Source organism: Nonomuraea sp. NPDC049269 (genome assembly GCF_043197155.1).
GTDB lineage: Bacteria > Actinomycetota > Actinomycetes > Streptosporangiales > Streptosporangiaceae > Nonomuraea.
Genome location: NZ_JBICSO010000002.1, coordinates 242,500 through 265,289 on the forward strand (window position 1 = coordinate 242,500; position 22,790 = coordinate 265,289).

The following is a 22,790-nucleotide window of genomic DNA, read 5'->3' on the forward strand; positions in this document are numbered from 1 at the left end:
CTGTTGTCCTAGAGGCGTTGACGGACCGCTTCGGCCACGGCGAGCTGGATCTCGTGGAGCTCCCGCTCGCCGCGCGCCACGTCCCAGAGCGAGTTCTGCAGCACCCGGCCGAGCGTCCACCCCGCAGCCCGCTGCCGGTCCAGCCCGAGCCCGTCCACCATGAAGTCGAACCGCCGCAGAACCGCCCGCCGTACATCCCCCGTCGCCACGGCCTCCGCCCACCGGTTGTGCAGCGCGGGCAACAGGTCGAACCCGGGGTCCCCGGCGAGCGGCTTGGGATCGATGGCCAGCCACGGCTCCCGTTCCCCGGCCAGTACGTTGTCGTAGTGCAGGTCCCAATGCAGCAACCGATCGCCCGGCTCACCCACGAGCTCGCGCACCGCCCCCGCGCAGACCCGTAACCAGTCCCGATCCCGCTCCCTGCGCAACCCCGCCACCGCCTCGGGGACACGGCCGAGCATGTCACCCGCGATATCCCCCAACCGCCGCATCCCCTCGGGGGCGGGCAGCGCCACCAGCCGCCGGAGCAACTCGGTGAGGATCCCGAGCGCCTTCATGACATCGGGTTCGGCCGACAGCGGATGCTCGGCGTCGAGCCGTTCGAGCAGCAGGGTGCCGGTGGCGGGGTCCTCGTCGAGCAGCAGCACCGACCCGTCACCCGCCCAGGCCCGCAGGCCCGGCCCCTCGCCGACGTTCTCGTGGCTCACGGGTTGCAGCTTGAGCGCCGCCCGCGTGCCATCGGCCCGCACCACGGGCAGCACCAGCGACACCATCCCGTGCGCGGGCTCGCCATCGAGACGCAGCTCCCATCGCTCGAGATACCGCTCCGCCAGCGCGGGCAACCCGGCCGACCAGGCCCGCCCGGCCTCTCCATCATGCTTCACGTGAAACTCGGTCAAAGCAGCAGGCACCACGATCTCCACCCACCCAGTCTGCCGCAGGCGAAACGTATGCAGTGTTATCCTCAATCGTATGCAGACGAAGGACAAGCGGACCAGCTTCTCCCACACCGAGGACGTCGGCAGGCAACTCAAGCAAGCCGCCGCCGCCCACGGCGTCACCGTCTCCACCTACATAGACGAAGCCGTCGCCGAGAAGCTCGACCGAGATCGCAGAATGGCAGCCTGGCGCGAGCTCGTCGGCTATGACCTCAACGACGCCCCCGCCGACACGCTCGCCCGCGTCCGCGCCATGTTCGACCGCATCGAGGAGAGCCACCGATAGCCGTGCGCTTCCTGGACACCGGCCTGGTCCTCGACCACGCCGCCCTCACCGACTGGCTCGCCAAGGACATCGAGATCGAAGTGATCATCGGCGAAGCCGTCCGCCGCGGCTACCCCATCGTCATCCCCACGATCGTCGCCGCCGAGGCCGCCCGCCAGGTCCGCACCGAACCCGCCCGCGAACGCCTGCAGGGCCTGCTGTACATGATCGCCCACCACGTCGACACCCTCGACAGGGATGACGCCGTCACCGTCGGCTCCCTGGCGGCGGAACACGACGTCGCCTCGCTACCGGCCGCTCACACCGCACTCGCCGCATCACACCGCCGCACCGACGTGGGCAACGCCACCGACTGGCGCATCATCACTCGCGACGCCAGCCCCTACCAGCGACTCTGCCCGGACGTCCCGGTCAACTGGCTCTGACCCCGAGTGCTTGGCCAGGAGCAGCAGCCTGCCGTCCAGTACGTGGCGGCCCACCATCCGATCCGCGTGCCCTGCCGGCCGCCGACGTTCCCAGGCTCCCGGGCGTCTATCAGCAGCAGACGGGGGTCGATCGTCCCGGTGAGGCGGCCGCGGCGCCTGAAGGCGTGCCGGCGTTCGCCTCTTGGTCTTGGACGATGCGGCCGCGCAGCATGATCTCCATGACCTTCATGAAGCGCTGCGTCCTGGAACGGCCGATGACGAACGGATTCCCCGCTCCCGACGACCCGGCGCGCAACTCCTCGATGCGCGCCAGGCCGTTGTCGACGCCCCCGTGATTGTTCAGCTCGATGTCCACCCCTGCCTGCCTCATCCTGGAGGCGAAGGCGAGCGCGGAGGAGAGAGTGGTGCGCTTGTCCGCGGTCGCGGCGGGCGGGGCGGTCCCGCCCCACAGCATCGCGGTGTGCCGTAGCCCCTTCCAGCGCACCGGGAAGATCGGCGAGACGGTGCCCGGCGTGTGCCCGGGCGTGTGGTGGAACGCGACTGTGGTTTCGCCAAGGGTGAGCCGCTGTCCGTCGGAGATCTCCAGATCTCGCTTGGGCGCATTGGCCGGGCGTTCGGCGGCGACGAGGTTCCAGTCGGCTCGGCTCATCATGACTCGGGCGCCGTACTGGTCGGCGAGGAACTGGGCGCCGCCGAAATGATCGCTGTGGCCGTGGGCGACCACCACGTACTTGATCTTCGCTGGATCCGCTCCCACAGAACGCAGCCCAGGAACGATGATCTTTTCGGCGTCATCCGGTGATCCCAGCGCGTCGATGAGGATGATGCCCTGGGAGGTGAGCAGGGCCGTGGCCTGGACGAAGCTGGTGCCCAGCACCGCGACGTCGTCGAAGGTCCTCAGTGGCAGGAGGGGCTTCACGGTCGGCATCGAGAGGCCCGGCGTGAGCGCTTTGACAAGGGCCCGCAGGACCGGGTCGTCGCCGGCCAGCCTGGCCGCGCGGTCGTAGTAGGACTGGGCGCTCTTGGGGGCGGCGGCCGATGCTTCGGCCTCGCCTCCCGCCAGCGGCAGGAGGGCCGCGGCGGCCAGCAACGCACGGCGGGACGGGCTGAACTGCCCTAAGGACATGGTCTAACACCTGCTTTCACGGGCCAGAGACCTGAACGCGATCACGACCTCGATGGACGTCAATGACCGCTTAGCAGACCAGAACCGATCTCCTTTCGTCCAATATTGATATACATAGTCCACTGATTAGGAAGTAGATATTGAAGCTGATCAGGCATCGCGGGGCGGTGGAGATCATGTACTACGGCGGGAGCCTCTCTGACCGGCTCCTGGCCCTGGCGCCCGAGATGGCCGGACCGCCTGTTAGTCACTGATCTCCCAGATGTACCAGGGTCCGTCGAAATGGCGGTAGTAGCCAGGCCCGTCGATATCCGGCTCACTGTTCGGACTCCAGGCGAAGCCGTAGCTGGTGAGGAAGCCCGTGTCGTCGATCATGAAACCAAAGGCGTTGCGGGATCCGTCAAGGTACTCGACGGGATACAGGCCGATCCAGTTTCGCTTCCCGGGCGGTGTCCCCTCTGACACCGTCTTCGCGAAGTTGTCGAGGGCGGGGCGCGACAACTCGAACCGCATCCTGACCGGCGCACCGACGTAGACGAGTGAGCCGACCAGTGCCACGATCAGGGGCGGTACAGCCCAGAACGGCCAGTGACGGCGTAATGTGACGAGTCTCCCCCGCCTGACAAGGACGCCACCAAGCACGACCAGCCAGCCGAGGCCGAAGAGCAGCCAGCAGACGCCGGCGAGCATGAGCCACGTGAAGTGCCCCCCGGGAGCGCTCGTCGCATAAAGCATCACGAGTCCCAGCAAAACGGCGACCGTCCCCCATGCCCTGTCGCTGACATCCATGGGAGCGCGCCGACGACGCGCGTCAGGAAGATCGCTCGTTGTGTCCACCGCGTGATCGTAACTATCGCTTGTGGTGATTCCGCTGGGCTTGTGCGTATCTTCCGTGCAGAAATCCACGAGAGGTATCGGGAGCTGCGATTTCAGAGGCTGTTCGCCGCCGGGATTCGGCTCGTGGCTGATCCTCTCACCCGTCGCGCCGATTCTCTGACCAGGAGAGCTGTTGCGGTGGGGTCGGTTGGGAACCCTAGCCCAGTCCGCCATCGGCCAGAAGCGAAGCGGCCGCGTGCGGATCCATGAGGTTGGACCAGATCACCTCACCTGCATCGATTTCGCGGTGCGGCATGACGTCGGGATACCAGCTGTCACGTTCGCACCCGGGTACGGCGTCCAGGACAGCTGCCTGCTCGGCGATGGTGACGCTACCGATGATGCGGATGCCTACATAAGTCTCGTGGTCTTCCCGAGCACGTACGAGAACGGCGAGTGTGTAGCCGCTGAGCTCCTCGCGCTCCTCGCGCCCGTTGAGCAGCGAGTTGACGACCAGCCTGCGAACGCAGCTCTCCATTCGAAGCATTTGGCGCTCGACGTCTTCGAGTCGTAGGCGCGCCTCGTCGAGGGGACTGGGCAGCAAGCCGTCGGTGTGAGTGTCGGTCGTCAGCGCAGGAGAGTTGCCGCTGTTATAGAGCTTGCGAGCGTGTCGTCCTCGCTCGGCGAGGGCCGCATAGAAGTCGTCCGGGCTGCCGTCTTCCCGCCTGCCTGCCCCTACCAGCCAAGGACAGCGGCTGTCGGCCCACACTGCTCCTCGCCATCGTTGAATCTTGACCTTGAACAGGACGTTGTCGTCGACCGAAGCGATCCGTTCCCTCGGCCCCTCTCCGGAGAACTGTGCGGAGGCCTTACGGAGCAAGGGATGCTCCAGTTCGTTCAGTGCCACCCGTGCGGGCGGGAGTTTGGTGAAGCCGAGGTCTTCGCGCAGGCAGCGGATGGTCGGACGAGTCGGCTTCATCCCTCGGACACCCCTCCTAGCTCCTCGATCTGCTCCTCGGTCAGCCCGGCGACGAGTGCGACCCGCGCCGCGTGTGTCCCGTCCAGTTGAGCCATCGCCTCCTGCATGGCCGCGTGCAACTCCGCCTGGCGGACCTGGAGGTAGACCCGTACAGCCTGCGCGACGAACTCCTTCTTGGTCACGTGAAGGAAATGCGCTCCATGCGAGATCAGTTGGTCGGTCTCAGAATCGACTTTGAGCGGTGCGACATTCGATGCAGCCATGATATTCCTCCGGTACCCAATGGTACTTGTACCCGCATGAGAAACGAGACACCGACCCCAAACGTCGTACGGCTTGAGATCCTCAGCCACTGCGCGGCGTCCGGACCGGCCTTGCCGCCTGCGCCCGTTCGGCTCCTGCCTTCGGAGATTTGGAGGTTTTGGAGGAGGTCTTGATCGAGGCGTGGGGCTCGGCGACGGCACGGACGACCTCAGGGTCGGATCTGGCGGGTGATGGATGGGTCGGTGACGGTGGTGTCGGCAGCCAGGAGGAAGGCCTTGGACAGGATGATCGACAGCATGCCGCCATCTTCCTCGAAGGGCAGGAAGACCTGGTCACCGGAGCCGCGGGGGACGATGCACAGATAGGCGCCGTTGGGTTCCATGAGGATGTTGCCCGAGCCGAGGTGGATCCGGTATGTGCGCAGGTCGCCGCGGACACGCAGGAACCGCTCGTCCAGCGTGCAGCGGTCGGCGATGGTCAGGCGGGGCAGCAGCCGGGTCAGGGCGTCCCGGCGGACTTGGGCGGACTCGGTCAGATCGCCGAAGCTGTAGGACTGCCAGTAGTCGCCGGTTCCGTTGGGGTCCAGCCCGGTGGAGGTGACGCCGACGGCCAGGTCGGCGTCGCGCAGCGCTTCCGACAGAATGAGCGGGGGCACCTCGGCCAGCAGGACCGTCTCGCCCTCGGACGTGAAGCGGAGATCGCCGCTGACGCAGATGGAGGCGGTGCCGTAGCCGTCTCGTTCGTAGGAGTGCTCGTCCAGGTGGAAGTCCCAGGCGGCGGTCAGGCCGCCGGGCAGCTCCTTGGTGGCGGTGCACCATCCGGATCCTCCCGCGCCGTCCCAGTGGCCCAGGGTCATGCCGGTCCAGCCGCGGCTGGTGAGCAGCGCCTTGGCCTGGCCGTACCGGAGCAGGTGGTTGGAGAAACGGCGCGAGTGGTCGCGCGTCTCCTCCTCGGCGGGCGTGAGCAGGTAGAGCTCGCGGAATGCCTGCTTGTACGGCTGGCGCAGACCGATCGCCATCAGGTGGTCACGCCAAGCCCGAACCTCGTCTGCCGTGTGGGCGGGAGGCCGTCGAGAACGCCCACGTCAGCCGCCGACCAGCGGGACGAGTTTGACGAAGGAGACGACGGGGTCGGCGATCAGGTCGATCTCGGTGTCCAGGTCCTCGATCTGGCGGTCGCCGACCAGCAACAGGAAGCCGTTGCGGGCGAAGGCGGCCTCGGCGGCGTCGGCCTGACGCTCCCAGTTCAGCTTGCGCGCGGTTGGCATCCGGTAGCCGTTCAGCTCGGCCTCGGCATCGCTGGGCTTGACCAGGCCGCGAAACTGGCGGGAGGGGGCAGCGTTGTAGCGGGCCACCTCCTCGCGTACACGCAGCCGTACCAGCTCCCGGGCCGAGATCCGCTCAGGCAGGTCCGGCAAGGAGAACTCCTCTAACGCCCGTCCTGTCGCCGTCTCATCGCGAAACGTCACCAACGCCATTGAAACCCTGCCTCCGGACGAAGATCAGATAATGGCGTCATTCATAACAGCGGTGGCCGACAGAATCGCGATCACGGTCCCTGGCTCAGGGCTTGACCACAGAGCGGCGGCGCATGAGCAGGCCGCCGATGCCGGCCGCTGCGATCAGGGCGGTGCCCGTCAGCACGAACATGCGGCCGTCCGGGCCGGCGTCGCCGCCCGCGCCCGTGTCGGCTCCTGCCTTCGGGGTTTTCGAGGTCTTGGAGGAGGGCTTGGCCGATGACTTGGGAGTTGTGGTCGGGGTCTCTTCGGGATCGGGCGTGGAGGAAGTTTTGCTGCCGGTGCCGATGGTGAGGGGGTACGTCTTCAGGGCGGAGGCGTTCTGGACCTCGCACTCGATGACGGAGACGCTCGGTGAGGTGCCGATCTTGATGGCCGCCGGCTTCACCGTCGCCGAGCCGGAATTCTTGGACTTCGTCTTCATATCGACGCTGGTGGGCAGCGTGATGGGGTCGCTCGCGGTGGCGGTTCCCAGCTCGCCGACTCCGTCTGCGGAGGTCAGTTGGGAAAGGCCGGAGATCGAGGCGTACGCGTACAGCTTGCTGCCGGGAGGAAGCCCGGTCGACGGGGCCTCGAGTTCGGAACCTGTCTCATAAGTGCCCGACCAGCCGATGGAGAACTGTTCGCCGGCCTTGGGGGTGCTCGTCGGCATCGTGAGCGTGACGCGGATCTTGACGGTCTGGGGGCTGGCTTCCGTGCCGGTCCTGCACGAGTAGGTGACCACGTCGCCGGTCCCGGACCCGGTGGCTTGCCCGACCGTGACCACCACGCTGGTCGTGCTGGTCGTGGTGCACGTGGTCACGTCCGACGGCGCGCTGGCCAGGCTCAGCTTCAGGCTGCCCTGATCGGTGGCTCCCTTGACCGTCACCTCGTCACCCGTGGTGGCGGTTACCGACACCGTGCTCGTCACCTGTCCGGCCAGTACGGACGTGGATCCGGAGGTGACGCTCGCCCCGGTCTTCTCGAGATCCGTGTGCGTCCCGCCAGTCACCGTGAGTTTCCCGGCGACGTGGACCTGAGTGGTGGTGGTCGGCGGCGTGCGCAGAGTAAGGGCGGGAATCCGCCACTTGACGTCGAACGTGCCAGTCGCCGTATCGGGCATGGTGAGCGGCACGCTGAGCGATGTGTCGGTGAACGGGCCGCCTGTACACGTGTAGGCCAGGGTGAGGGTCTTGTCGGCCAGGGCTTGGGCGGGAGCCGGCAGGGCTAACGCGATCACCGCGCCGACGAGCCAGAGAGCGGACGCGTGCCTGACGAAGCGGCGCCACACCCTCGATGCCGGCAACTGTCTCATCCCCATCCCAAGGCCGAGTCAAAGGACGTATCAGAATTGCAGTCCTTGGTCACGATTGGGTTGAGACGGGCGGTAAAGGAGGTGAACGACTCCGCCTGGGGGTCGCACGGTCTCGTAGCGGTGGCCGACCGCGGGCGAGCTCAAGGCCGCGTGCGGGCGGCGGCGGTGAGGCCACGGAGACGGGCGAGGAATGCCTGCCCGTCCGAGCCGGAGTCCAGAGGCAGCAGGTACGAGCTGGCCTCGCCGTGCCCCAGCCAACGCGCGTGCACGAACATGCCTGCCACCTGGGGTTTCGGACCGTCCAGGACAGCATCGGCCAAGCGCGCGCCGAGCCGTACCGACTCGCCGTCCATCCGGACCAGCGCGATCACCACGAACGTGTCCGTGACCACCGCGGCGGCTCGGTTCTCCACCGTCTTCGGCGCAGGTGCCAGCCTGCGGAAAAGCCCGCGCCGCGACTGCTGAAGCGGAACGCTGTGGGTCTCGCAGCAGATCCGCGCCGACTCACGCAGATCCCCGAGGTGGTGCTGCTCCGCGTAGCCGTCGAGGAGCACCCGCAGCCGTACGTCAAGGTCGTCGACCGCGCACAGCCGCGTCGACCTGCTGTAAGAAGGCGTGATCACGGAAGCACCATAGGGGGGAACCCTTGACGGCTACTTTAATCAGGGCGGTCCCTCAAACGACCAGCGCTCTGTACGAGGCTCACCACCGCCAGAACCAGAAGCGGTGCTGGTGCCGGACGAGCAGCCGACCGGCCCGCTGTTTGCCGTGGACCACGAAATGTCGCCCGTCCCCGGGGAACGGCGAGCTCGTCACACCCCGCACCTTGGAGGGGCTCGCGATCAGCTCGACGTTGTCGATGTCCACGGAGGCGCCGGGCGGGAGTATGAGCGTGGTGGAGCCCGCCCACACGTCCAGCTCGATCTCCACGACCTGATGGGCCATGACGGCATCGGTGAAATCCAGCTTCACCGCCCCGGCCTTGGCCGACACCCGCAGCAGCCGGGGCACGACCCACTGGCCGCGCCGTTTGAGAGCAGCCGCTGTGGAGCGCAGTTCGCCGCTCTCCGGTGCCGGTGCCGCCACCCGGCTCCCCGGCAGGTCGGCGACGAACGGCTCAGCCTCGCCGAACGTCCGGGCGCCGAGCACCCCGCTCAACCGCTGCTCGAACTCCTCCATCGTCAGCCGCCCCTCGCTGACCGCCGTACGCAGCCTGATCGCGACTCGTTCGCGATCCGCGTCGGACATCCGCGACTCTGGCGGCTGCGGGACTAAATCTCCGCTCACGCCGCAACTCTAAATAACGGAGGACGGAATTCGGCGCCATCGGCCGGTGAATAACGACAAGGTTTCACGTTGCGGGTGGTGTGCCGCCGTCCTCAGGGCGGCGGCAAGCGGATCAGTAGTGCCAGGGGAACGGCGACCAGTCGGGAGAGCGCTTTTCCAGGAACGAGTCGCGCCCCTCTGCGGCCTCGTCCGTCATGTACGCCAACCGCGTCGCCTCGCCCGCGAACACCTGCTGCCCAACCAGCCCGTCATCGATCATGTTGAAGGCATATTTCAACATCCGCTGAGCCGTAGGCGACTTGCCATTGATCTTGCGGCCCCACTCCAGCGCCGTCTCCTCCAGCGCGGCATGGGGGACGATGGCGTTCACCATTCCCATCCGATGCGCGTCGGCGGCGGAGTAGGTGTCGCCGAGGAAGAAGATCTCGCGGGCGAACTTCTGCCCGACCTGCCGGGCCAGGTACGCCGACCCGAAGCCGCCGTCGAAGCTGGCCACGTCGGCGTCCGTCTGCTTGAAGCGGGCGTGCTCCTCGCTGGCCAGCGTGAGGTCCGACACGACGTGCAGGCTGTGCCCACCGCCTGCGGCCCAGCCCGGCACCACGCAGATGACGATCTTGGGCATGAAGCGGATCAGCCGCTGCACCTCCAGGATGTGCAGCCGGCCGGTGGACGCCGAGCCGTCGGCGTACTGGTAGCCGTCCTTGCCCCTGATCCGCTGGTCGCCGCCCGAGCAGAAGGCCCAGCCGCCGTCCTTGGGCGAGGGGCCGTTGCCGGTGAGCAGCACGCACCCCACGTCCGTGGTCTGCCTGGCGTGGTCGAGCGCTCGATAGAGCTCGTCGACCGTCTGCGGCCGGAACGCGTTGCGCACCTCTGGGCGGTTGAAGGCGATCCGCACGGTGCCCTGGTCGACCGCCCGGTGATAAGTGATGTCGGTGAAGTCGAATCCCTCGACCACCTGCCACGCCTTCGGGTCGAACAGTTCGGAGACCATGGGGCGAGCTTAACGGATCTGCTCTTCCGCCCATTCGGCCCACTGGCGCTGCGTGGTGGCCAGGCGCAGCCCGTACTCCAGCGCGATCCTCCCGTACACCGACAAGTTGTCCTTCCCGCTCTCCACGAAGCCCCGGATGCTCTCGATATGTTCCAGTTGCTTGGTCATGATTTCGGCCTGCTGTCGCAGGTACTCCTTGGCCTGCTGCGGATCCACCTGGGCCAGGAAGAACACCCGCAGGAGCATGTCGCTGCGCGCGGCCCTGACCGGCTCCACCTCGGTGATCCAATGACGTAGCTCGGCCAGGCCCGCGTCGGTGATCGCATACTCCTTGCGGCCACGCGGTCCCTCGGCTGACACGCTCACCAAACCGGCGTCGGCCAGCTTGCCGAGCTCGGCGTAGAGCTGACTCTGCGTGGCCGGCCAGACGTTCGCGAGGGAGACGTCAAATATCTTCATCAGGTCATAGCCGCTCGCCGGTCCCTCGGAGAGCAGGCCGAGCACGGCGTGTCGAAGACTCATGTTCCTATATTGACATATCGACGTCGCAGGTTCTACTTTCGACATGTCTACATAGGAATGTCACGAGGAGCTCTAGATGCGCGGCTTGCTGGGATTCTCCCCCTGGATCCTCTATGCGATCATCGCCACCAGCGACGAGTGGCGCTGGGGCGCCATCACCGGTCTCGTCATCGCGCTGGTCCTCGTCCTCGTGGATCGCCGGTCGGGGCGGGCCTGGGACGAGATGGTGATCGAGTCGAGCGCCGCGGTGTTCTTCGCCTGCCTCACGGTCCTGTCGCTGGTCGATCCGCATTCGGTCCTTACTCCGTATGGCCCGGCGCTGGTCAATGTCTGGCTCGCGGGCACCGCCTGGGGCTCGCTGGCCATCCGCAAGCCGTTCACGCTCGGCATCGCGCGGACCATGGCGCCCAAGGAGGTCTGGGAGACCCCGGTCTTCTACCGGGTCAACGTGGTGATCACCACCGCCTGGGCGATCGCGTTCACCGTCGCCGCCGTCTCGCTGACCTTCGTGCTGGCCGCCGCGCCGCACGCGACCTCCGTGGTCATCGCCATCAAGGCGCTCTCGTTCGTCGTCCCGGCCGTCTTCACCGCCCGCTACCCCAAGGTCGTCAGGGCTCGCGCCCACCGCGAGGCCGGCGCCGCCTCCGACAAGTAGCCGCTGGCGGGCGATGGCCTCAACGCGGTTCCTAGGGGTTCTGGAAAAGGACTTCGGGGTTGGTGGTGGACGGGCCGTCCAGCAGCTGCTGGTGTTCGCCACGGAGGTGCTGGTCGAAGAAGGCGCCGACGTACGCCGTGGTGATCTCGCCCGACCGCTTTCCGGAGAGCGGTGCGGTGGGGTCGGTGATCCCTGCCTGCCCGCCCAGAATGGGCAGGTCGATGAAGGTGAAGTGGCCGGAGTCGGCCACTGTCAGCCACCGCTTCCAGCCGTCCAGACGTCGCCAGTCTCGCGGCCAGCTCGTGTCGGTGGAGTCGGGCGAGTGCTGGGCCTTGGTGCCGAGCATGAGGAATGGCCGTTTGCCGAGGCCGGCGTCCGGAACCGGCGCGAAGAACGTACCGTCCATGTTCACCCCGGCGCGCACCCGGCGGTCCGTTGCCATGACGCTCGCCGCGGCATTGCCGCCGAGCGAGTGACCGGCGGCGCCGATCCGCTGCGGATCGATCATCTTCCAGCGCTTCCAGACGGGCGCGTGTCCGCCGGTGCGGGTCAGTTGGTCGATGACGAAGGAGATATCGGCTGCCCGGCCGACGGCGGCCTTGCCCAGCAGCTCCTTCTCCTCCCCATCGGAGGGAGCCTTCTCCACCGTCTCGCATGCGACGCAGGTCAGGGTGCGGCCACCTGGGAAAGTGGTGCCGTACGACTCGTAGGCATGATCGACGAGTGCGACGACGTAGCCCTGGGAGGCGAGCTCCTCGGCGAGCGTGGTCAGGGTGGCGCGGTTGAGGGTGAAGCCCGGGGAGAGCACCACCAAGGGGTGCCTGCCGCCGACGGGGCGGGCGCCGACGCGTGCGTTCGTGCGCGTGCCGGCGAGCAGTTCGGCTTTGACGAGGGTGTCGAGCTTCTGCCCCTTGAGAAGGAGCCGGGCCTCGTCCATGGTCATGTACGGAGCAGCACCCCCGCTGGTGCCGGCCGGGTAGTACACGGACACCATCAGCTCACGCGCGCCCGCTGCCGGCACCCACGGGTCTCGGCGCTCGCCGTCGACGAGATGCAGGGTGTCGCGCCCGACGCCGTACTGACCGGTGGGGCGAGGGATCGCGAGGCGCACCTCGGAACGGCCCGCAGAGGAGGCCGCGACGGCCGGGAACGACATCGAGGCGGCCGTCGCGGCCGACAGGGGCAGGGTCAGAGTGAGGAGGACGGCCGCGGCGCTGCGGCGAGTGCGGATCATGAGCAGCAGCGTAGGAAGGGTCCTGAGGCGCCCGACACTGCCGAAAGACCAGCTCGTGCTCTTACTTTCGTCGGATTGACGGCATCGTCGGAGCTCCCAGACGCCTGGTCGGCCGCCCCTCGGTCAGGGGACCTCGGCGCGTAGTTCCGCGAGGAGTTCGCCCTGGTCGGCGAGCATGTCGGTGAGGATGCGGCGCGCGGCCCCGAGCAGGTCGGCAAGCTCGGGAGTGGCCAGCGTGTAGACGACGGTGCTTCCCTCGCGGATCGCGCTCACGATCCCGGCTCTTCGCAGCACCGCCAGCTGCTGTGAGAGGCTGGACGGCTCGATGTCGATCTGGGCCAGGAGTTCCCGGACGGGAAGCGGGCCCTCCTGAAGTAGCTCCAACACTCTGATGCGAGCGGGGTGGCCGAGTGTTCGGAAGAAATCGGCCTTGGCCTGGTTGACCTCCACGTGCATACTGCCAGACTAATCCAGCGCACTTGCATAATTCTTCAAGTCGTAACGTTGTTGGCTAGGATGACAGCGGGGACTAGGGAGTAGCCATGGGCCGAGGAAGAGCCAAGGCGAAGCAGACGAAGGTCGCTCGCCAGCTTAAGTACACCAATCACAACATCGACTACGACCGGCTCCGCGAGGAGCTGGGCGCCGACTCGCCGCATGACGAGATGCACCCGACTACGGCGTCCGAGCAGGAGTCCGAGCACGCGCGCTGACGCGTGTCAGCTTCGCAGGGGCAAGGGTGACGAGCTTGAGCCGCCTGGCCTCCGGCGCCGGATCTGGTGCGGAGAGCTCCAGGCGGTTCAGCACCTCTCGGAGGATGACACGCATCTCCAGGAGGGCTAGCTGGGCCCCGACGCAGAAGCGTCGGCCGCCGCCGAAGGGCATCCACGCCTTGCCGTGGGCGTCCGCGCCGTCCAGGAAGCGTTCAGGCCTGAACTCCTCTGGTGAGGGCCAGACCGACGGGTCCTGGTGGATGAGCGCGATGAGCGGTGCCGCGTACCATCCGGCGGGCACCTCATAGTCGCCCAGCCGGAGCGGGGCGTCGACCAGCCGGGGCGCCTCGAAGACGACCGGCCTGACGCGCAGTGCCTCCTTGACCACGGCGTCGAGATACTCCTCGTCGTGCGGCAGCCGGTCGAGGATGTCCGGGGTGCGGAGCAGTCGTTCGAACGCCCACGCCAGCCCGGTGGCCGTCGTCTCGTGGCCGGCGATGAGCAGGGTGATCAGCTCGTCGCGCACCTCCTGGTCGCCGAGCTCGGTCTCCAGCAGCCTGCCCAGCACGTCGGTGCCGCCCGGTTCGGCGCGTCGCCGGCCGATCTCGTCGAACAGGATCTCGTCGACCGCCGCGCGTAACCGCAGGAACCGCCCGTACGGCGCGAACGGCAGGCGCCGCGTGGCCTCGCGCAGCCGTGGCGGCAGCAGCATCAGGGACGCCGAGCCGCCGACCTCGATCAGCTTCGGGAGCAGCACGCGCAGCCGGTCGAGCCGCTGGGCGTCGCGGATGCCGAAGATCAGCCGGATGATGACCTCCAGCGTGATCTCCTGCATGCGGTCGCGCAGCCCGAACGGCGTGCCGAGCGGCCAGGTCGCGATCTTCTCGGCGGCGATGGCGGCGATCTCGCCCTCGTACCCGGCGATCTGCTTGGCGCGCAGCGGCGGGGTGAGCAGCCGCCGGTGCCGCCACCACGGATCGTCGTCCAGGGTGAGCAGCGAGTGCGCGCCGACCATCGGCTCGAGGAAGTCGCGCCGGACCCGGCCGGCCCGGCCGCCGCCCTGGTCGAGCTGGTAGACCTTTTCGGCCAGCTCGGGGGTGGTGACGTAGACCTCGGGCGGGAAGCCGAAGAAGCGCAGTGTGAAGATCGGCCCGTACCTGCGGCGGCACTTCTCGAACGCGCCTACCGGGTCGGTCAGAAGCCAGGCGGTCTGGAGCAGCGCGGGGAGTTTCGGTCCAGGGGGGAGCATCTCTCTACCTCCGTATATATACGTACGTCATATACGCTCGTATATATCAGTAGCATAAGACGCGTGTCGAGAACAGAGCTCAGTGGATACCGGGAGAGACTCCTGGCGGCGGCCGTCGCCTGCCTGCAGGAGAAGGGCTACGCCCGGACGACCGCCCGCGACCTGGTCGCCGCGTCGGGCACCAACCTGGCCTCCATCGGCTACCACTTCGGCGGCAAGGACGCGCTGCTCAACGAGGCGATCGTGAGCGCCTACGACGCCTGGATCGTGCACGTGGAGGAGGCGGTCTTCGGCGGCCCGCTGGCCGGCCCGAGGGAGATGCTCGAACGCGCCATGGTGGCCCTGGTCGACGTTTTCGCCGAAATGCGCCCGCAACTGGTCCTGGCCGTGGAGGCCTACCCGCCCGCCCTGCGCGAGGACCTGCTGAGAGAGAAACTGGCCGCCGTCTACGCCAGGGCCAGGCAGGCCGGCATCGACATGATCAACAGGGCGGCGGCGGAGCTGGGGGTGCAGCTGCCGTTCGCCCCGGAGGCCCTGATCTCGGTGCTGATCGCGATCTCGGACGGCCTGATGATCCAATGGCTGCTGGACCCGGAGAGCACCCCGGACGCCCACCAGGTGGTGGAGGCGCTGGCCGCGCTGTCGGCCTTCATCGCCTGATCAGGAGATCGCCTGATCAGGAGGCCGCGCACGTGTCGTGGGTCGCGTCGAAGCCCTTCAGCGACTCGGTGTCGTTGGTGGCGAGGGGCTTGGTGCCCTTCCAGTCGTTGCCGAGCACCAGCACCAACCGGCTGGTCTGCGCCGCCGCGACCAGCTTCGTCTTGGAGACGAGCAGGTCTTTCGTCAGGGTCGGGACGCCCGTCTCGCCGTTCGGTCCGTAGAAGACGGTCGTGTTCGCCTGCGGCTTGCGGGGCGTGTCGCCGATCTTGGTGATGTGATAGCCACGCTGCTCCAGCGCGGCGGCCACCTGCGTGCCGAGACCGGTGCGATAGGTGCCGTTGCGCAGCTCGATCTGCATCTTGGACCTGGACACCTTGGTCTGCCCGCCCTTGACGCCCTGCACGCTCTCGTCCTTGGACACGATCTGGAACAGCTTCCCGGCCTGCGGCTGGACCCACTCCACCCGCCCCGGCTGGGTGAGGGAGTAGTGCCACGGCGTGGTGATGAAGCGGATCTGTCCCGCGTTGAGGCCCTGCAGGCTGACCGCCAGGTCCTTCATGACGCCGGTCGTCAGGCCGGGGTCGGTGGTGACGGCCTTGGTGCCGGCGTCGAGGAATCCGTAGAGCTTGGCTGGGTTGGTGAGCGTCTCTCCGCTCATGACCTTCTTCACCATCGACGCGATGAACATCTGCTGACGCTGGATACGCCCGATGTCGGAGCCGTCGCCCAGGCTGTAACGGGCACGTACGTAGCCGAGCGCCTGCTCGCCGTTGACCGTCTGCCGCCCGGCGGCCAGCTTGAGCAGCGCCTTCTTGTCGTCGACCGCCTCGGGCAGGCAGATCTCCACGCCGCCCACCGCGTCGACCATGCTCTTGAAGCCGGTGAAGTCGACCTTGACGAAGTGGTCGATATGGATGCCGGTGAGCGTCTCGATCGTCTTCCAGGTGCAGGCGATGCCGCCGGAGTTGAACGACTCGTTGATCATGCCCAGATGCGGCTGCTGGCCGGTCAGGCCCGCCTTGGCGCGGCAGGCGGGGAGCTGCACCAGCGAGTCGCGCGGGAAGCTGACGACCATCGCGTTGTCCCGCTTCGACGAGACGTGCGCGAGCATGATCGTGTCGGTGCGCTCGCCCGCGACGTGGTGGCCGTACTTGGCGTTCTTGCCGTCGCGCTGGTCGGAGCCGACGATCAGCACGTTCATCGCGGTGCCCGCGACCTTGGGCGGGCGGGTCGCGCCGAGGTCCTCGGCCGTCACGTCGTCGTGCTTCAGGTTGCCGGTCAGCTTGACGATGACGCCTACCGTGACGCCCGCGATCAGCAGCACGACCGTCACCCCGATCGCGATCACCCACAGCAGCCAGCGCTTGCGGCCGCGGGGTGGCGCATGGGGGGATGGCGGCGCGTCCAGCAGCCCGTTGCTCACGTGACTCCCATGGGACAGGGCCGCGGGCCGCTGCCCACGGCCAAGACCTCCGCCGTACAGATCTCGGCCGGTTGGCGTGCCGAGTGTACTAAGCCGGATCGGGTGGGATTCGTTATTCGGGCAGTCCCAATCGCAGCGACACGGCGCCCCGCAGGTCGAGCCAGGCCGCGCCGGGCCCGCGGACCAGGCGCAGCACGACCTCGTCGCAGCCGGGACAGCGCGCGACCAGCCCGGGTTCGGGGCCATAGACGCGGAGCGTGGCGATGGGACCGGTCAGCCCGCAGCTCGCGCACCGGCCGACGGCCGCGGTGATGTCCACGGCGAAGATCTCGGCGAGCGGGCCGGCCAGGGCGTTGCCGTCCAGGTGTTCGGTGGTCATGTCAGCCTCCGGTCGGGCCGAAGCGTTCGGTCCTGATGTGTTCGGGCGCGTGCCCGAGTGCGAGCAGCAGGTCGGCCGCCGCCTCCACGAACCCCGTCGGCCCGCAGACGTAGCACTCCGGCTCGAAACTGGCGGGCCAGCCGCCTTCGGCCAGGTCGTCCAGCATGATGCGACCGGCCGGACGCGGCCAGCCGTCCGGGACGGCCCGCGTGTAGAGGTAGCCGACGTCGAGCCCGTTGTCGGGGCGGCGCAGCTCCTCGGCGTAGTAGCGGCGGCCGGGATCGCGCAGCGAGTACAGCAGCCGGAACGGCACCCGGCTACCCGCCTGGCGGCGCGCGCGGATCATGGCCATCAGCGGGACGATGCCGGAGCCGCCGCCGACCAGCAGCACCGGCGACTTGCTCTCGGGCCGCCAGACGAACCAGCCGCCGACCGGCCCGCGGACCTCCACCTGGTCACCGGGTTCGATGATCTCGGTGAGGTACGGCGAGACCTCCCCGTCGGGCACCCGTTCGACGGTGAGCTCGATCGTGTCGCCGTCGGCCGGCGCGGCCACCGAGTAGCTGCGCTGGGTGCTGTAGCCGTCCTCGGCGGTCAGTCGCACGTCCACGTGCTGGCCGGCCAGATGTCCCGGCCAGCCCGGCACCTGGAAGACCAGCGTGCGGGCACTGTCGGTCTCCTCGCGCAGCCCGGTCAGCCTGGCGGCTCGCCAGGCCAGGCGGCCGCGCACCTAGTCGCCCTCGTAGCGCTGCTCGCGCCACGGGTCGCCGTAGTTGTGGTAGCCGGCGGTCTCCCAGAATCCCGGCCAGTCCTCTTCGAGCAGCCGGATGCCGCGTACCCATTTGGCCGACTTCCAGAGGTACAGGTGCGGGACCAGCAGCCGGGCCGGACCGCCGTGGCGGGGTTCGAGCTCCTCGCCGTCGAATTGGTGGACGATCCAGGCCTTGCCGTCGAGCAGGTCTTCCAGGGGCAGGTTCGTGGTGTAGCCGCCGTAGGAGTAGACCAGCGCGTACTCGACGGAGGTCTCGACGTTCTCGAACAGCGTGTCGAGCGAGACGCCCTGCCAGCCGGTGCCCAGTTTGGACCACTTGGTGACGCAGTGGAGGTCGACCGTCGGTGTCTCCTGCGGCAGCGCCATCAGCTCCGCCCAGGACCATCGGTGGGTCTGTTCGGCCTCGGTGTCGATGGCGAACTCCCACCGGTCCAGCGGGACCCGCGGCGTCGGTCCCGCCGACAGCACCGGGAAGTCGTCGACCAGGTACTGGCCGGGCGGCAACCGGTCGTCGTCCTCCCTGCGCCGGCCTCGGAAGCCGCGCGAAATGATACTCACCGGCACTCCCTTCAGGGATGCGCCAGATCACGTTCACACTTGCCTGGCGCTGCTTATGCCCAGTATGTCGCGTAGGGCGTCATCCCCTTGGCAGGACCAGGCCCGATTCGTAGGCGAAGACGACGAGCTGGGCCCGATCCCGAGCGTGCAGCTTGGTCATGGCCCGGCTGACGTGGGTCTTGGCGGTGGTCGGGCTGATCACCATCTGGGTGGCGATCTCGTCGTTCGACAGCCCCTTGGCCACCAGCGCCGTCACCTCACGCTCCCGGTTGGTGAGGATCTCCAGCCTGGTGGGCGCGGGATTCGGGCGGCGGCCGACGTACTCGCCGATCAGGCGGCGGGTGATCGCGGGCGAGAGCAGCGCGTCGCCCCGTGCCGCCACCCGCACGCCCTGGAGCAGGTCGGTCGGCTCGGTGTCCTTCACCAGGAAGCCGCCCGCGCCCGCCCGCAGCGCGTTGTAGACGTACTCGTCCAGCCCGTAGTTGGTAAGGATCACCACGTGTACGCCGTGGAGCCGCTCGTCGGCGGCGATCCGCCGGGTGGCCTCGATGCCGTCCATCACCGGCATCTGCACGTCCATGAGCGCGACGTCCGGCCGGTGCTCCAGCGCCAGGGCGACGGCCTGCTCGCCGTTGGCGGCCTCGGCCACCACCTCGATGTCGTCCTCGGCGCTCAGCAGCGCACGGAAGCCCGCCCGGATGAGCGCCTGGTCGTCGGCGAGTAGTACGCGGATCACGACCGTCCTCCCGAAGGGAGTCCGACAGGGACGCTCGTGGGGTGTGTGGTGGAGAGGTTCACAGGGAGCTCGGCGCGGACGGTGAATCCGCCTTCCGGCCTGGCCTCGGCCCGTAACCGGCCGCCCAGGGCCGCGACTCGCTCGCGCATGCCCAGCAGCCCCACACCGGGCACGTGGGTCGTGTCCGCGCCGGCCCGGCCGTCGTCGTCGATCTGCACGACGAGCTCGTCCAGGCCGTAGTCGATGCGTACCGCCGCCGACGCCCCGCCCGCGTGCCGCGCGACGTTGGTCAGCGCCTCCTGCACGATCCGGTACGCGGCCCTGTCGACCTCGGCGGGCAGCGACCCGCGCGTACCGGTGATCAGCACCGTGGCGGGCAGGCCCGCGGACCGCGCCCGGTCCAGCAGGTCGTCGAGCCGGTCCAAGCCGCTACCCGACGCCTCACCGGCATCGGCATCGGAGTCACGCAGCACCTCCAGCGTCGCCCGCAGCTCGCGCATGGCGTCACCGCTCGCCTCCTGGATGGCCAGCAGCGCCGGGGGCACCTCCTCGCCGCGCTTGCGCGCGAGATGCACGGCCACGCCCGCCTGCACCTTGATGATCGAGATGCTGTGGGTGAGCGAATCGTGCAGCTCCCTGGCGATGCGCAGCCGCTCTTCTCCCGCCCGCCGCAGGGCGACCTCCTCGCGGGTGCGCTCGGCCTCGGCGGCTCGTTCCTCGACCTGGTGGAGGTACGCCTGCCGGTGCCTGCTCACCGTGGCGGCCACGCCCGCGGCGACGAACCAGCCGATCAGCAGGCTCGTGTTCTGGAGGCTGCTCAGGGCGGGCTGGTCGGTGGCGGTGGCCAGGCTCGCCACCAGGCTGCCGCCGAGGAACACGGCCCCCGCGCCCGCGGCCACCAGCCGATGTCCGGCATGGACGGCCGCGAACACACTCAGAATGACGGGAAACGCCGCCGGTGGGCCCGGATGCGCCTCGACCGAGAAGACGAGCATGCAGACGGTACAAATCACCAGCGCCACCACCGGCGCCCGGCGAAGGAGGAGGATCGACAGCGAACCGGCTACAACGACGACATATTCCAGCACGCCCGTGCCCGGCGTCGACAGCGCGACCACCAGCAGCATGACGCCCAGCGCCACTGAGACGGCCACATCGGCCGCGAGCGGCCGCCACCGAGTGCTCATTCCTGCACAGTACGGCGTTTCCCGATCGTCCTCCTCCGCACCAGGTCGGAACCGGCGCTACTCCCTGTGTGGTAGTCGCGTCCGGCCCGCGCCCCACGTGGTAGTCACAGGTGTCTTCCCAGGCACGACGCCCCGGGCGAGGACAATCGACACCATCTCGGTCATGACACCGAAGTTCTTTCCCCTGCTACGCGTCATGGCCATCGTGCAGGCCGCCGCGTTCCTGACACAGGCGATCACGGCCGGGCAGTTGCTGTCCTCGCCCGGCGGCCGCGCCGTGCACGCCGCCACGGCGATCGCCGCGCTGGCCGCCGGCGTGCTCAACCTGATCGCGGCGATCCTGGTGTGGCGTCCGGGTGGCGGTTCGGCGCGCTTCGTGGGGTCGGCCGCGTTCACTCTCGCGATCACGGTCGCCCAGGCGGCCCTGGGCATGGCGCACGTGAAGGCGCTGCACGTGCCGCTCGGCGTGCTGCTGTTCGGCGGCAGCGTCATGCACATCAGCCGGGTGATGCCGCGCCGTGCGCCGGCCACGGCATGACGGTCACCAGGCGCCAGGCGTTGCGGTTGCTCGGGCTGGGCGCGGCGGCGGTGGCGGCGGCGCCCGGGTGTTCGCTGCTGTCCCGCACGCCCCAGCCTCAGTTGCTGACCAGCGGCGCGCCGCTGCCCCAGCCGTTCGCGGTGCCGCTGCCGGTGCCCGCGCCGGCCAAGCCGTCGAGTCCCGGCCACTACGACCTGGTCGAACAGGCCGCCGAGGTGGAGATCCTGCCCGGCCTGCGTACTCCCATCTGGGGGTATGGCGGGCAGTTCCCCGGCCCGACCATCGAGGCCCGCAGCGGGGAGACGACCGTGGTGCGCCTGTCGAACGGCCTCACCCAGCCGACCGTGCTGCACCTGCACGGCGGGCACACTCCGCCGGAGTCCGACGGTTACCCCACCGACCTGGTACAGCCCGGCGCGCGGCGCGACTACACCTTCCCGTTGCGGCAGCGGGCGGCCACGCTCTGGTACCACGACCACCGGATGGACTACACCGGGCCGCAGGTGTGGCGGGGACTGGCCGGGTTCTTCCTGGTACGGGACCCGGCGGAGGAGGCTCTGGGGTTGCCCGCCGGTGACCGCGACCTCCCGCTGATGATCTGCGACAGGTCGTTCGCCGAGGATGGCTCGATGCCGTACCCGGGCCTGCCGGGCAAGCCGGGCGTGCGCGAGGCGTACATGGGCGGGGTGCTGGGCGATGTCATCCTGGTCAACGGCGCCCCCTGGCCGCAGCTCCGGGTGGCCAGGGCCCGCTACCGGCTGCGGCTGCTCAACGCCTCCAACGCGCGGACGTACGAGCTGGCGCTGTCGTCGGGCGGCCCGATGGTACGCATCGCGAGCGACGGCGGCCTGCTCGCCGCCCCCAGAGCCGCCAAGCAGGTACGGCTGGCACCGGCCGAACGCGCCGACGTGGTCGTCGACTTCGGCGCCTACCGGATCGGCGACCAGATCGAGCTGCGGAACCTGGATGGACAGGGCCCGCAGTCCAAGGTGATGCGGTTCGTCGTGGACCGCGACGAGGCCGACGAGTCGACGATCCCGCAAGTGCTGTCGAACGTGGACCGCCTCGACCCGTCGAAAGCCGCCGTGACCAGGGACTTCGACTTCAACAGCGGCACCATGCACGGCGGCGGTGCATGGCTGATCAACGGAAAGCCCTTCGACCCCGAGAGGATCGAGGCCAGGCCCAAGCTCGGTGACATCGAGATCTGGCGGCTGACCAGCGACGTCGCCCACCCCGTACACCTGCACCTGGCGCAGTTCCAGGTGCTGTCGGTCAACGGTGAGCGCCCCGCCGGGCCGCCGGAGTGGAAGGACACGATTGAGCTGCGCGACGCCCAGACCGTCGAGATCATCACCCGGTTCACCGGTTATCGCGGCCGCTATGTCTTTCACTGCCACAACCTCGAACACGAGGACATGGCCATGATGGCCACCTTCGAAGTCGTCTGAGCATGTGGTGTTGTGACGGCCTTCACCCGTCCGGAACCGTTGGACATGGCGTTTCCCGGGCAGAGGGGAGGGCGACGCTAGGGGAAGTGAGTGGAACGATGAGCGCGCGTGCAGTGCGAATCGACACCATCCGCCACGTTCATTGCACAGTCCTTCGGGCGAGCGGCGAGCTGGATCACTCCGGTCGGGCGCGTCTGAGCGCGCGTATTCAGGAGGTGTGGGACTGGTCCGAGGGGCCCATTCTCGTGTTCGACCTGGCTGATCTGGTGTTCTACGACTCCTCCCTGGTCGGGGCGCTGGCGGTGGCGTTGCAGCGCGTACAGGCCACGCGCAGTGGCCGCATCATCCTGGCGAACCCTCCAGACCGGCTGGTGACCGTTCTGGAACGTACCGGTCTGCTGCGGTACGTGGAGCTCAGCGGTGGCGTCCAGGAGACGGTGGCGGAGATCGTGCTCGCGGCGGAGCGAAGGCGCCGGGAAGGCGCCGGTGGCGCGCCCATGGGAGGCCGGGCGGGTGCCGGTGGCGTGCCCGAAGCCCGGCCGGCTGCCGACGACGCATCCGTGAAAGGCCGCTCGGGTGCCGACGGGGCGTCCGTGAAAGGCCGGGCGGGCTCCGGCAGCGCGTCCCAAGCAGGCTCCGGCAGCGTGTCCCAGGCGGACTCCGGCGGTGCGCCCGAGGACGAGGGTCACGGCGCGCGGAGCTCTCGGATCGTCCTGCCGTATCTGCCGTATCCGCGGTAGGTGTTCGGCAGACGCCCTTCCCGAGTTATCCACAGCTGGCTGAGCTCGGGC

The 22,790-nt window shown here is 68.5% G+C and carries 28 protein-coding genes and 1 pseudogene; 8 read left to right on the forward strand and 21 right to left on the reverse strand.

Annotated features, from left to right (window positions below; translation table 11 throughout):
• Positions 1-8: 8 nt before the first annotated feature.
• Positions 9-923 carry an aminoglycoside phosphotransferase family protein gene (locus ACGFNP_RS10600; RefSeq protein ID WP_393317065.1) on the reverse strand — a complete coding sequence of 305 codons (915 nt, stop codon included), beginning with the start codon at positions 921-923 and terminating at the stop codon, positions 9-11.
• 49 nt (positions 924-972) lie between these two features.
• On the opposite strand from ACGFNP_RS10600, the gene ACGFNP_RS10605 reads away from it, so the two are divergent.
• Positions 973-1,224, forward strand: coding sequence for a hypothetical protein (locus ACGFNP_RS10605; RefSeq protein WP_358340961.1), 252 nt, complete (start codon positions 973-975; stop codon positions 1,222-1,224).
• A 2-nt stretch (positions 1,225-1,226) separates the two neighbouring features.
• Complete coding sequence (locus ACGFNP_RS10610; RefSeq protein ID WP_358340963.1) at positions 1,227-1,649, forward strand: hypothetical protein; 423 nt, start codon at positions 1,227-1,229, stop codon at positions 1,647-1,649.
• Positions 1,650-1,758: 109 nt separating this feature from the next.
• On the opposite strand, the gene ACGFNP_RS10615 is transcribed toward ACGFNP_RS10610, so the two are convergent.
• The 11 genes and pseudogenes from ACGFNP_RS10615 to ACGFNP_RS10665 form a co-directional block, all read right to left on the reverse strand.
• Positions 1,759-2,775 carry an MBL fold metallo-hydrolase gene (locus tag ACGFNP_RS10615; protein ID WP_393317069.1) on the reverse strand — a complete coding sequence of 339 codons (1,017 nt, stop codon included), beginning with the start codon at positions 2,773-2,775 and terminating at the stop codon, positions 1,759-1,761.
• A 243-nt stretch (positions 2,776-3,018) separates the two neighbouring features.
• Entirely contained in the window at positions 3,019-3,612 is a 594-nt protein-coding gene (locus tag ACGFNP_RS10620; RefSeq protein WP_393317072.1) for a hypothetical protein, read from the reverse strand.
• Positions 3,613-3,808: 196 nt separating this feature from the next.
• Entirely contained in the window at positions 3,809-4,570 is a 762-nt protein-coding gene (locus ACGFNP_RS10625; protein WP_358340969.1) for a hypothetical protein, read from the reverse strand.
• The gene (locus ACGFNP_RS10630) at positions 4,567-4,752 is read right to left on the reverse strand and encodes a hypothetical protein (RefSeq protein WP_358340971.1); all 186 of its coding nucleotides are present in this window, start codon (positions 4,750-4,752) and stop codon (positions 4,567-4,569) included. The genes ACGFNP_RS10625 and ACGFNP_RS10630 overlap by 4 nt, the downstream gene beginning before the upstream one ends.
• Positions 4,753-5,042: 290 nt before the next feature.
• Positions 5,043-5,882, reverse strand: a pseudogene (locus ACGFNP_RS10635) (DUF4132 domain-containing protein); the annotation flags it as partial.
• A gap of 36 nt (positions 5,883-5,918) precedes the next feature.
• Positions 5,919-6,311, reverse strand: coding sequence for a hypothetical protein (locus ACGFNP_RS10640; RefSeq protein WP_358340973.1), 393 nt, complete (start codon positions 6,309-6,311; stop codon positions 5,919-5,921).
• A gap of 85 nt (positions 6,312-6,396) precedes the next feature.
• Entirely contained in the window at positions 6,397-7,644 is a 1,248-nt protein-coding gene (locus tag ACGFNP_RS10645; protein WP_393317076.1) for a hypothetical protein, read from the reverse strand.
• Between the two features lie 140 nt (positions 7,645-7,784).
• Positions 7,785-8,267, reverse strand: coding sequence for a hypothetical protein (locus ACGFNP_RS10650; protein WP_358340976.1), 483 nt, complete (start codon positions 8,265-8,267; stop codon positions 7,785-7,787).
• Positions 8,268-8,346: 79 nt separating this feature from the next.
• Positions 8,347-8,931 carry a DUF1707 domain-containing protein gene (locus ACGFNP_RS10655; RefSeq protein ID WP_358340978.1) on the reverse strand — a complete coding sequence of 195 codons (585 nt, stop codon included), beginning with the start codon at positions 8,929-8,931 and terminating at the stop codon, positions 8,347-8,349.
• A gap of 112 nt (positions 8,932-9,043) precedes the next feature.
• Positions 9,044-9,922 carry a 1,4-dihydroxy-2-naphthoyl-CoA synthase gene (locus ACGFNP_RS10660; RefSeq protein ID WP_393317080.1) on the reverse strand — a complete coding sequence of 293 codons (879 nt, stop codon included), beginning with the start codon at positions 9,920-9,922 and terminating at the stop codon, positions 9,044-9,046.
• Positions 9,923-9,931: 9 nt separating this feature from the next.
• On the reverse strand, positions 9,932-10,444 hold the full coding sequence (locus ACGFNP_RS10665; protein ID WP_358340980.1) for a PadR family transcriptional regulator: 513 nt from the start codon (positions 10,442-10,444) through the stop codon (positions 9,932-9,934).
• Between the two features lie 76 nt (positions 10,445-10,520).
• On the opposite strand from ACGFNP_RS10665, the gene ACGFNP_RS10670 reads away from it, so the two are divergent.
• The gene (locus ACGFNP_RS10670; protein ID WP_393317083.1) at positions 10,521-11,099 is read left to right on the forward strand and encodes a hypothetical protein; all 579 of its coding nucleotides are present in this window, start codon (positions 10,521-10,523) and stop codon (positions 11,097-11,099) included.
• 31 nt (positions 11,100-11,130) lie between these two features.
• On the opposite strand, the gene ACGFNP_RS10675 is transcribed toward ACGFNP_RS10670, so the two are convergent.
• Positions 11,131-12,333, reverse strand: coding sequence for an alpha/beta hydrolase family protein (locus ACGFNP_RS10675; RefSeq protein ID WP_393317086.1), 1,203 nt, complete (start codon positions 12,331-12,333; stop codon positions 11,131-11,133).
• Between the two features lie 123 nt (positions 12,334-12,456).
• A complete protein-coding gene (locus tag ACGFNP_RS10680) occupies positions 12,457-12,789 on the reverse strand; it encodes a helix-turn-helix transcriptional regulator (protein ID WP_214635030.1) in 333 nt (110 codons plus the stop codon).
• Positions 12,790-12,875: 86 nt separating this feature from the next.
• Between ACGFNP_RS10680 and ACGFNP_RS10685 the strand changes: the two genes are divergently transcribed.
• Positions 12,876-13,046 (forward strand): DUF3073 domain-containing protein, encoded by a 171-nt coding sequence (locus ACGFNP_RS10685; protein ID WP_219534937.1) that lies wholly within the window; start codon positions 12,876-12,878, stop codon positions 13,044-13,046.
• Here the strand turns inward: ACGFNP_RS10685 and ACGFNP_RS10690 are convergent.
• Positions 13,009-14,295 carry a cytochrome P450 gene (locus ACGFNP_RS10690; RefSeq protein WP_358340985.1) on the reverse strand — a complete coding sequence of 429 codons (1,287 nt, stop codon included), beginning with the start codon at positions 14,293-14,295 and terminating at the stop codon, positions 13,009-13,011. The genes ACGFNP_RS10685 and ACGFNP_RS10690 overlap by 38 nt on opposite strands.
• 63 nt (positions 14,296-14,358) lie before the next feature.
• Here ACGFNP_RS10690 and ACGFNP_RS10695 point away from each other — a divergent pair, with 63 nt between their 5' ends.
• Positions 14,359-14,955: a TetR family transcriptional regulator gene (locus ACGFNP_RS10695; RefSeq protein ID WP_358340987.1), complete on the forward strand. Its 597-nt coding sequence runs from the start codon at positions 14,359-14,361 to the stop codon at positions 14,953-14,955.
• A 16-nt stretch (positions 14,956-14,971) separates the two neighbouring features.
• Here ACGFNP_RS10695 and ACGFNP_RS10700 read toward each other — a convergent pair whose 3' ends face one another.
• The 6 genes from ACGFNP_RS10700 to ACGFNP_RS10725 form a co-directional block, all read right to left on the reverse strand.
• On the reverse strand, positions 14,972-16,378 hold the full coding sequence (locus ACGFNP_RS10700) for an LCP family protein (protein ID WP_358340989.1): 1,407 nt from the start codon (positions 16,376-16,378) through the stop codon (positions 14,972-14,974).
• A gap of 112 nt (positions 16,379-16,490) precedes the next feature.
• Positions 16,491-16,757 (reverse strand): DUF6510 family protein, encoded by a 267-nt coding sequence (locus tag ACGFNP_RS10705; protein ID WP_393317092.1) that lies wholly within the window; start codon positions 16,755-16,757, stop codon positions 16,491-16,493.
• Position 16,758: 1 nt separating this feature from the next.
• Positions 16,759-17,487 (reverse strand): ferredoxin reductase, encoded by a 729-nt coding sequence (locus tag ACGFNP_RS10710; protein WP_358340993.1) that lies wholly within the window; start codon positions 17,485-17,487, stop codon positions 16,759-16,761.
• Positions 17,488-18,087 (reverse strand): sulfite oxidase-like oxidoreductase, encoded by a 600-nt coding sequence (locus ACGFNP_RS10715; protein ID WP_393317096.1) that lies wholly within the window; start codon positions 18,085-18,087, stop codon positions 17,488-17,490.
• Positions 18,088-18,166: 79 nt separating this feature from the next.
• Positions 18,167-18,823: a response regulator transcription factor gene (locus ACGFNP_RS10720; RefSeq protein WP_358340997.1), complete on the reverse strand. Its 657-nt coding sequence runs from the start codon at positions 18,821-18,823 to the stop codon at positions 18,167-18,169.
• The gene (locus tag ACGFNP_RS10725) at positions 18,820-20,010 is read right to left on the reverse strand and encodes a sensor histidine kinase (protein WP_393317099.1); all 1,191 of its coding nucleotides are present in this window, start codon (positions 20,008-20,010) and stop codon (positions 18,820-18,822) included. The genes ACGFNP_RS10720 and ACGFNP_RS10725 overlap by 4 nt, the downstream gene beginning before the upstream one ends.
• A 163-nt stretch (positions 20,011-20,173) precedes the next feature.
• Here ACGFNP_RS10725 and ACGFNP_RS10730 point away from each other — a divergent pair, with 163 nt between their 5' ends.
• The 3 genes from ACGFNP_RS10730 to ACGFNP_RS10740 all read left to right on the forward strand — a co-directional run bounded on the left by ACGFNP_RS10730 (position 20,174) and on the right by ACGFNP_RS10740 (position 22,739).
• The gene (locus ACGFNP_RS10730; RefSeq protein WP_393317102.1) at positions 20,174-20,548 is read left to right on the forward strand and encodes a hypothetical protein; all 375 of its coding nucleotides are present in this window, start codon (positions 20,174-20,176) and stop codon (positions 20,546-20,548) included.
• Positions 20,545-21,999 (forward strand): multicopper oxidase family protein, encoded by a 1,455-nt coding sequence (locus ACGFNP_RS10735; protein WP_358341003.1) that lies wholly within the window; start codon positions 20,545-20,547, stop codon positions 21,997-21,999. The genes ACGFNP_RS10730 and ACGFNP_RS10735 overlap by 4 nt, the downstream gene beginning before the upstream one ends.
• A gap of 98 nt (positions 22,000-22,097) precedes the next feature.
• Positions 22,098-22,739 (forward strand): STAS domain-containing protein, encoded by a 642-nt coding sequence (locus tag ACGFNP_RS10740; RefSeq protein ID WP_393317105.1) that lies wholly within the window; start codon positions 22,098-22,100, stop codon positions 22,737-22,739.
• Positions 22,740-22,790 lie beyond the last annotated feature (51 nt).

Excerpts from the sequence above, each read along its gene's own strand:
- ACGFNP_RS10605 (WP_358340961.1), top strand. The coding sequence starts at position 973 with ATGCAGACGAAGGACAAGCGGACCAGCTTCTCCCACACCGAGGACGTC.
- ACGFNP_RS10615 (WP_393317069.1), bottom strand. The coding sequence starts at position 2,775 with ATGTCCTTAGGGCAGTTCAGCCCGTCCCGCCGTGCGTTGCTGGCCGCC.
- ACGFNP_RS10625 (WP_358340969.1), bottom strand. The coding sequence starts at position 4,570 with ATGAAGCCGACTCGTCCGACCATCCGCTGCCTGCGCGAAGACCTCGGC.
- ACGFNP_RS10640 (WP_358340973.1), bottom strand. The coding sequence starts at position 6,311 with ATGGCGTTGGTGACGTTTCGCGATGAGACGGCGACAGGACGGGCGTTA.
- ACGFNP_RS10645 (WP_393317076.1), bottom strand. The coding sequence starts at position 7,644 with ATGAGACAGTTGCCGGCATCGAGGGTGTGGCGCCGCTTCGTCAGGCAC.
- ACGFNP_RS10660 (WP_393317080.1), bottom strand. The coding sequence starts at position 9,922 with ATGGTCTCCGAACTGTTCGACCCGAAGGCGTGGCAGGTGGTCGAGGGA.
- ACGFNP_RS10665 (WP_358340980.1), bottom strand. The coding sequence starts at position 10,444 with ATGAGTCTTCGACACGCCGTGCTCGGCCTGCTCTCCGAGGGACCGGCG.
- ACGFNP_RS10670 (WP_393317083.1), top strand. The coding sequence starts at position 10,521 with ATGCGCGGCTTGCTGGGATTCTCCCCCTGGATCCTCTATGCGATCATC.
- ACGFNP_RS10675 (WP_393317086.1), bottom strand. The coding sequence starts at position 12,333 with ATGATCCGCACTCGCCGCAGCGCCGCGGCCGTCCTCCTCACTCTGACC.
- ACGFNP_RS10680 (WP_214635030.1), bottom strand. The coding sequence starts at position 12,789 with ATGCACGTGGAGGTCAACCAGGCCAAGGCCGATTTCTTCCGAACACTC.
- ACGFNP_RS10685 (WP_219534937.1), top strand. The coding sequence starts at position 12,876 with ATGGGCCGAGGAAGAGCCAAGGCGAAGCAGACGAAGGTCGCTCGCCAG.
- ACGFNP_RS10690 (WP_358340985.1), bottom strand. The coding sequence starts at position 14,295 with ATGCTCCCCCCTGGACCGAAACTCCCCGCGCTGCTCCAGACCGCCTGG.
- ACGFNP_RS10705 (WP_393317092.1), bottom strand. The coding sequence starts at position 16,757 with ATGACCACCGAACACCTGGACGGCAACGCCCTGGCCGGCCCGCTCGCC.
- ACGFNP_RS10725 (WP_393317099.1), bottom strand. The coding sequence starts at position 20,010 with ATGAGCACTCGGTGGCGGCCGCTCGCGGCCGATGTGGCCGTCTCAGTG.
- ACGFNP_RS10730 (WP_393317102.1), top strand. The coding sequence starts at position 20,174 with ATGACACCGAAGTTCTTTCCCCTGCTACGCGTCATGGCCATCGTGCAG.
- ACGFNP_RS10735 (WP_358341003.1), top strand. The coding sequence starts at position 20,545 with ATGACGGTCACCAGGCGCCAGGCGTTGCGGTTGCTCGGGCTGGGCGCG.
- ACGFNP_RS10740 (WP_393317105.1), top strand. The coding sequence starts at position 22,098 with ATGAGCGCGCGTGCAGTGCGAATCGACACCATCCGCCACGTTCATTGC.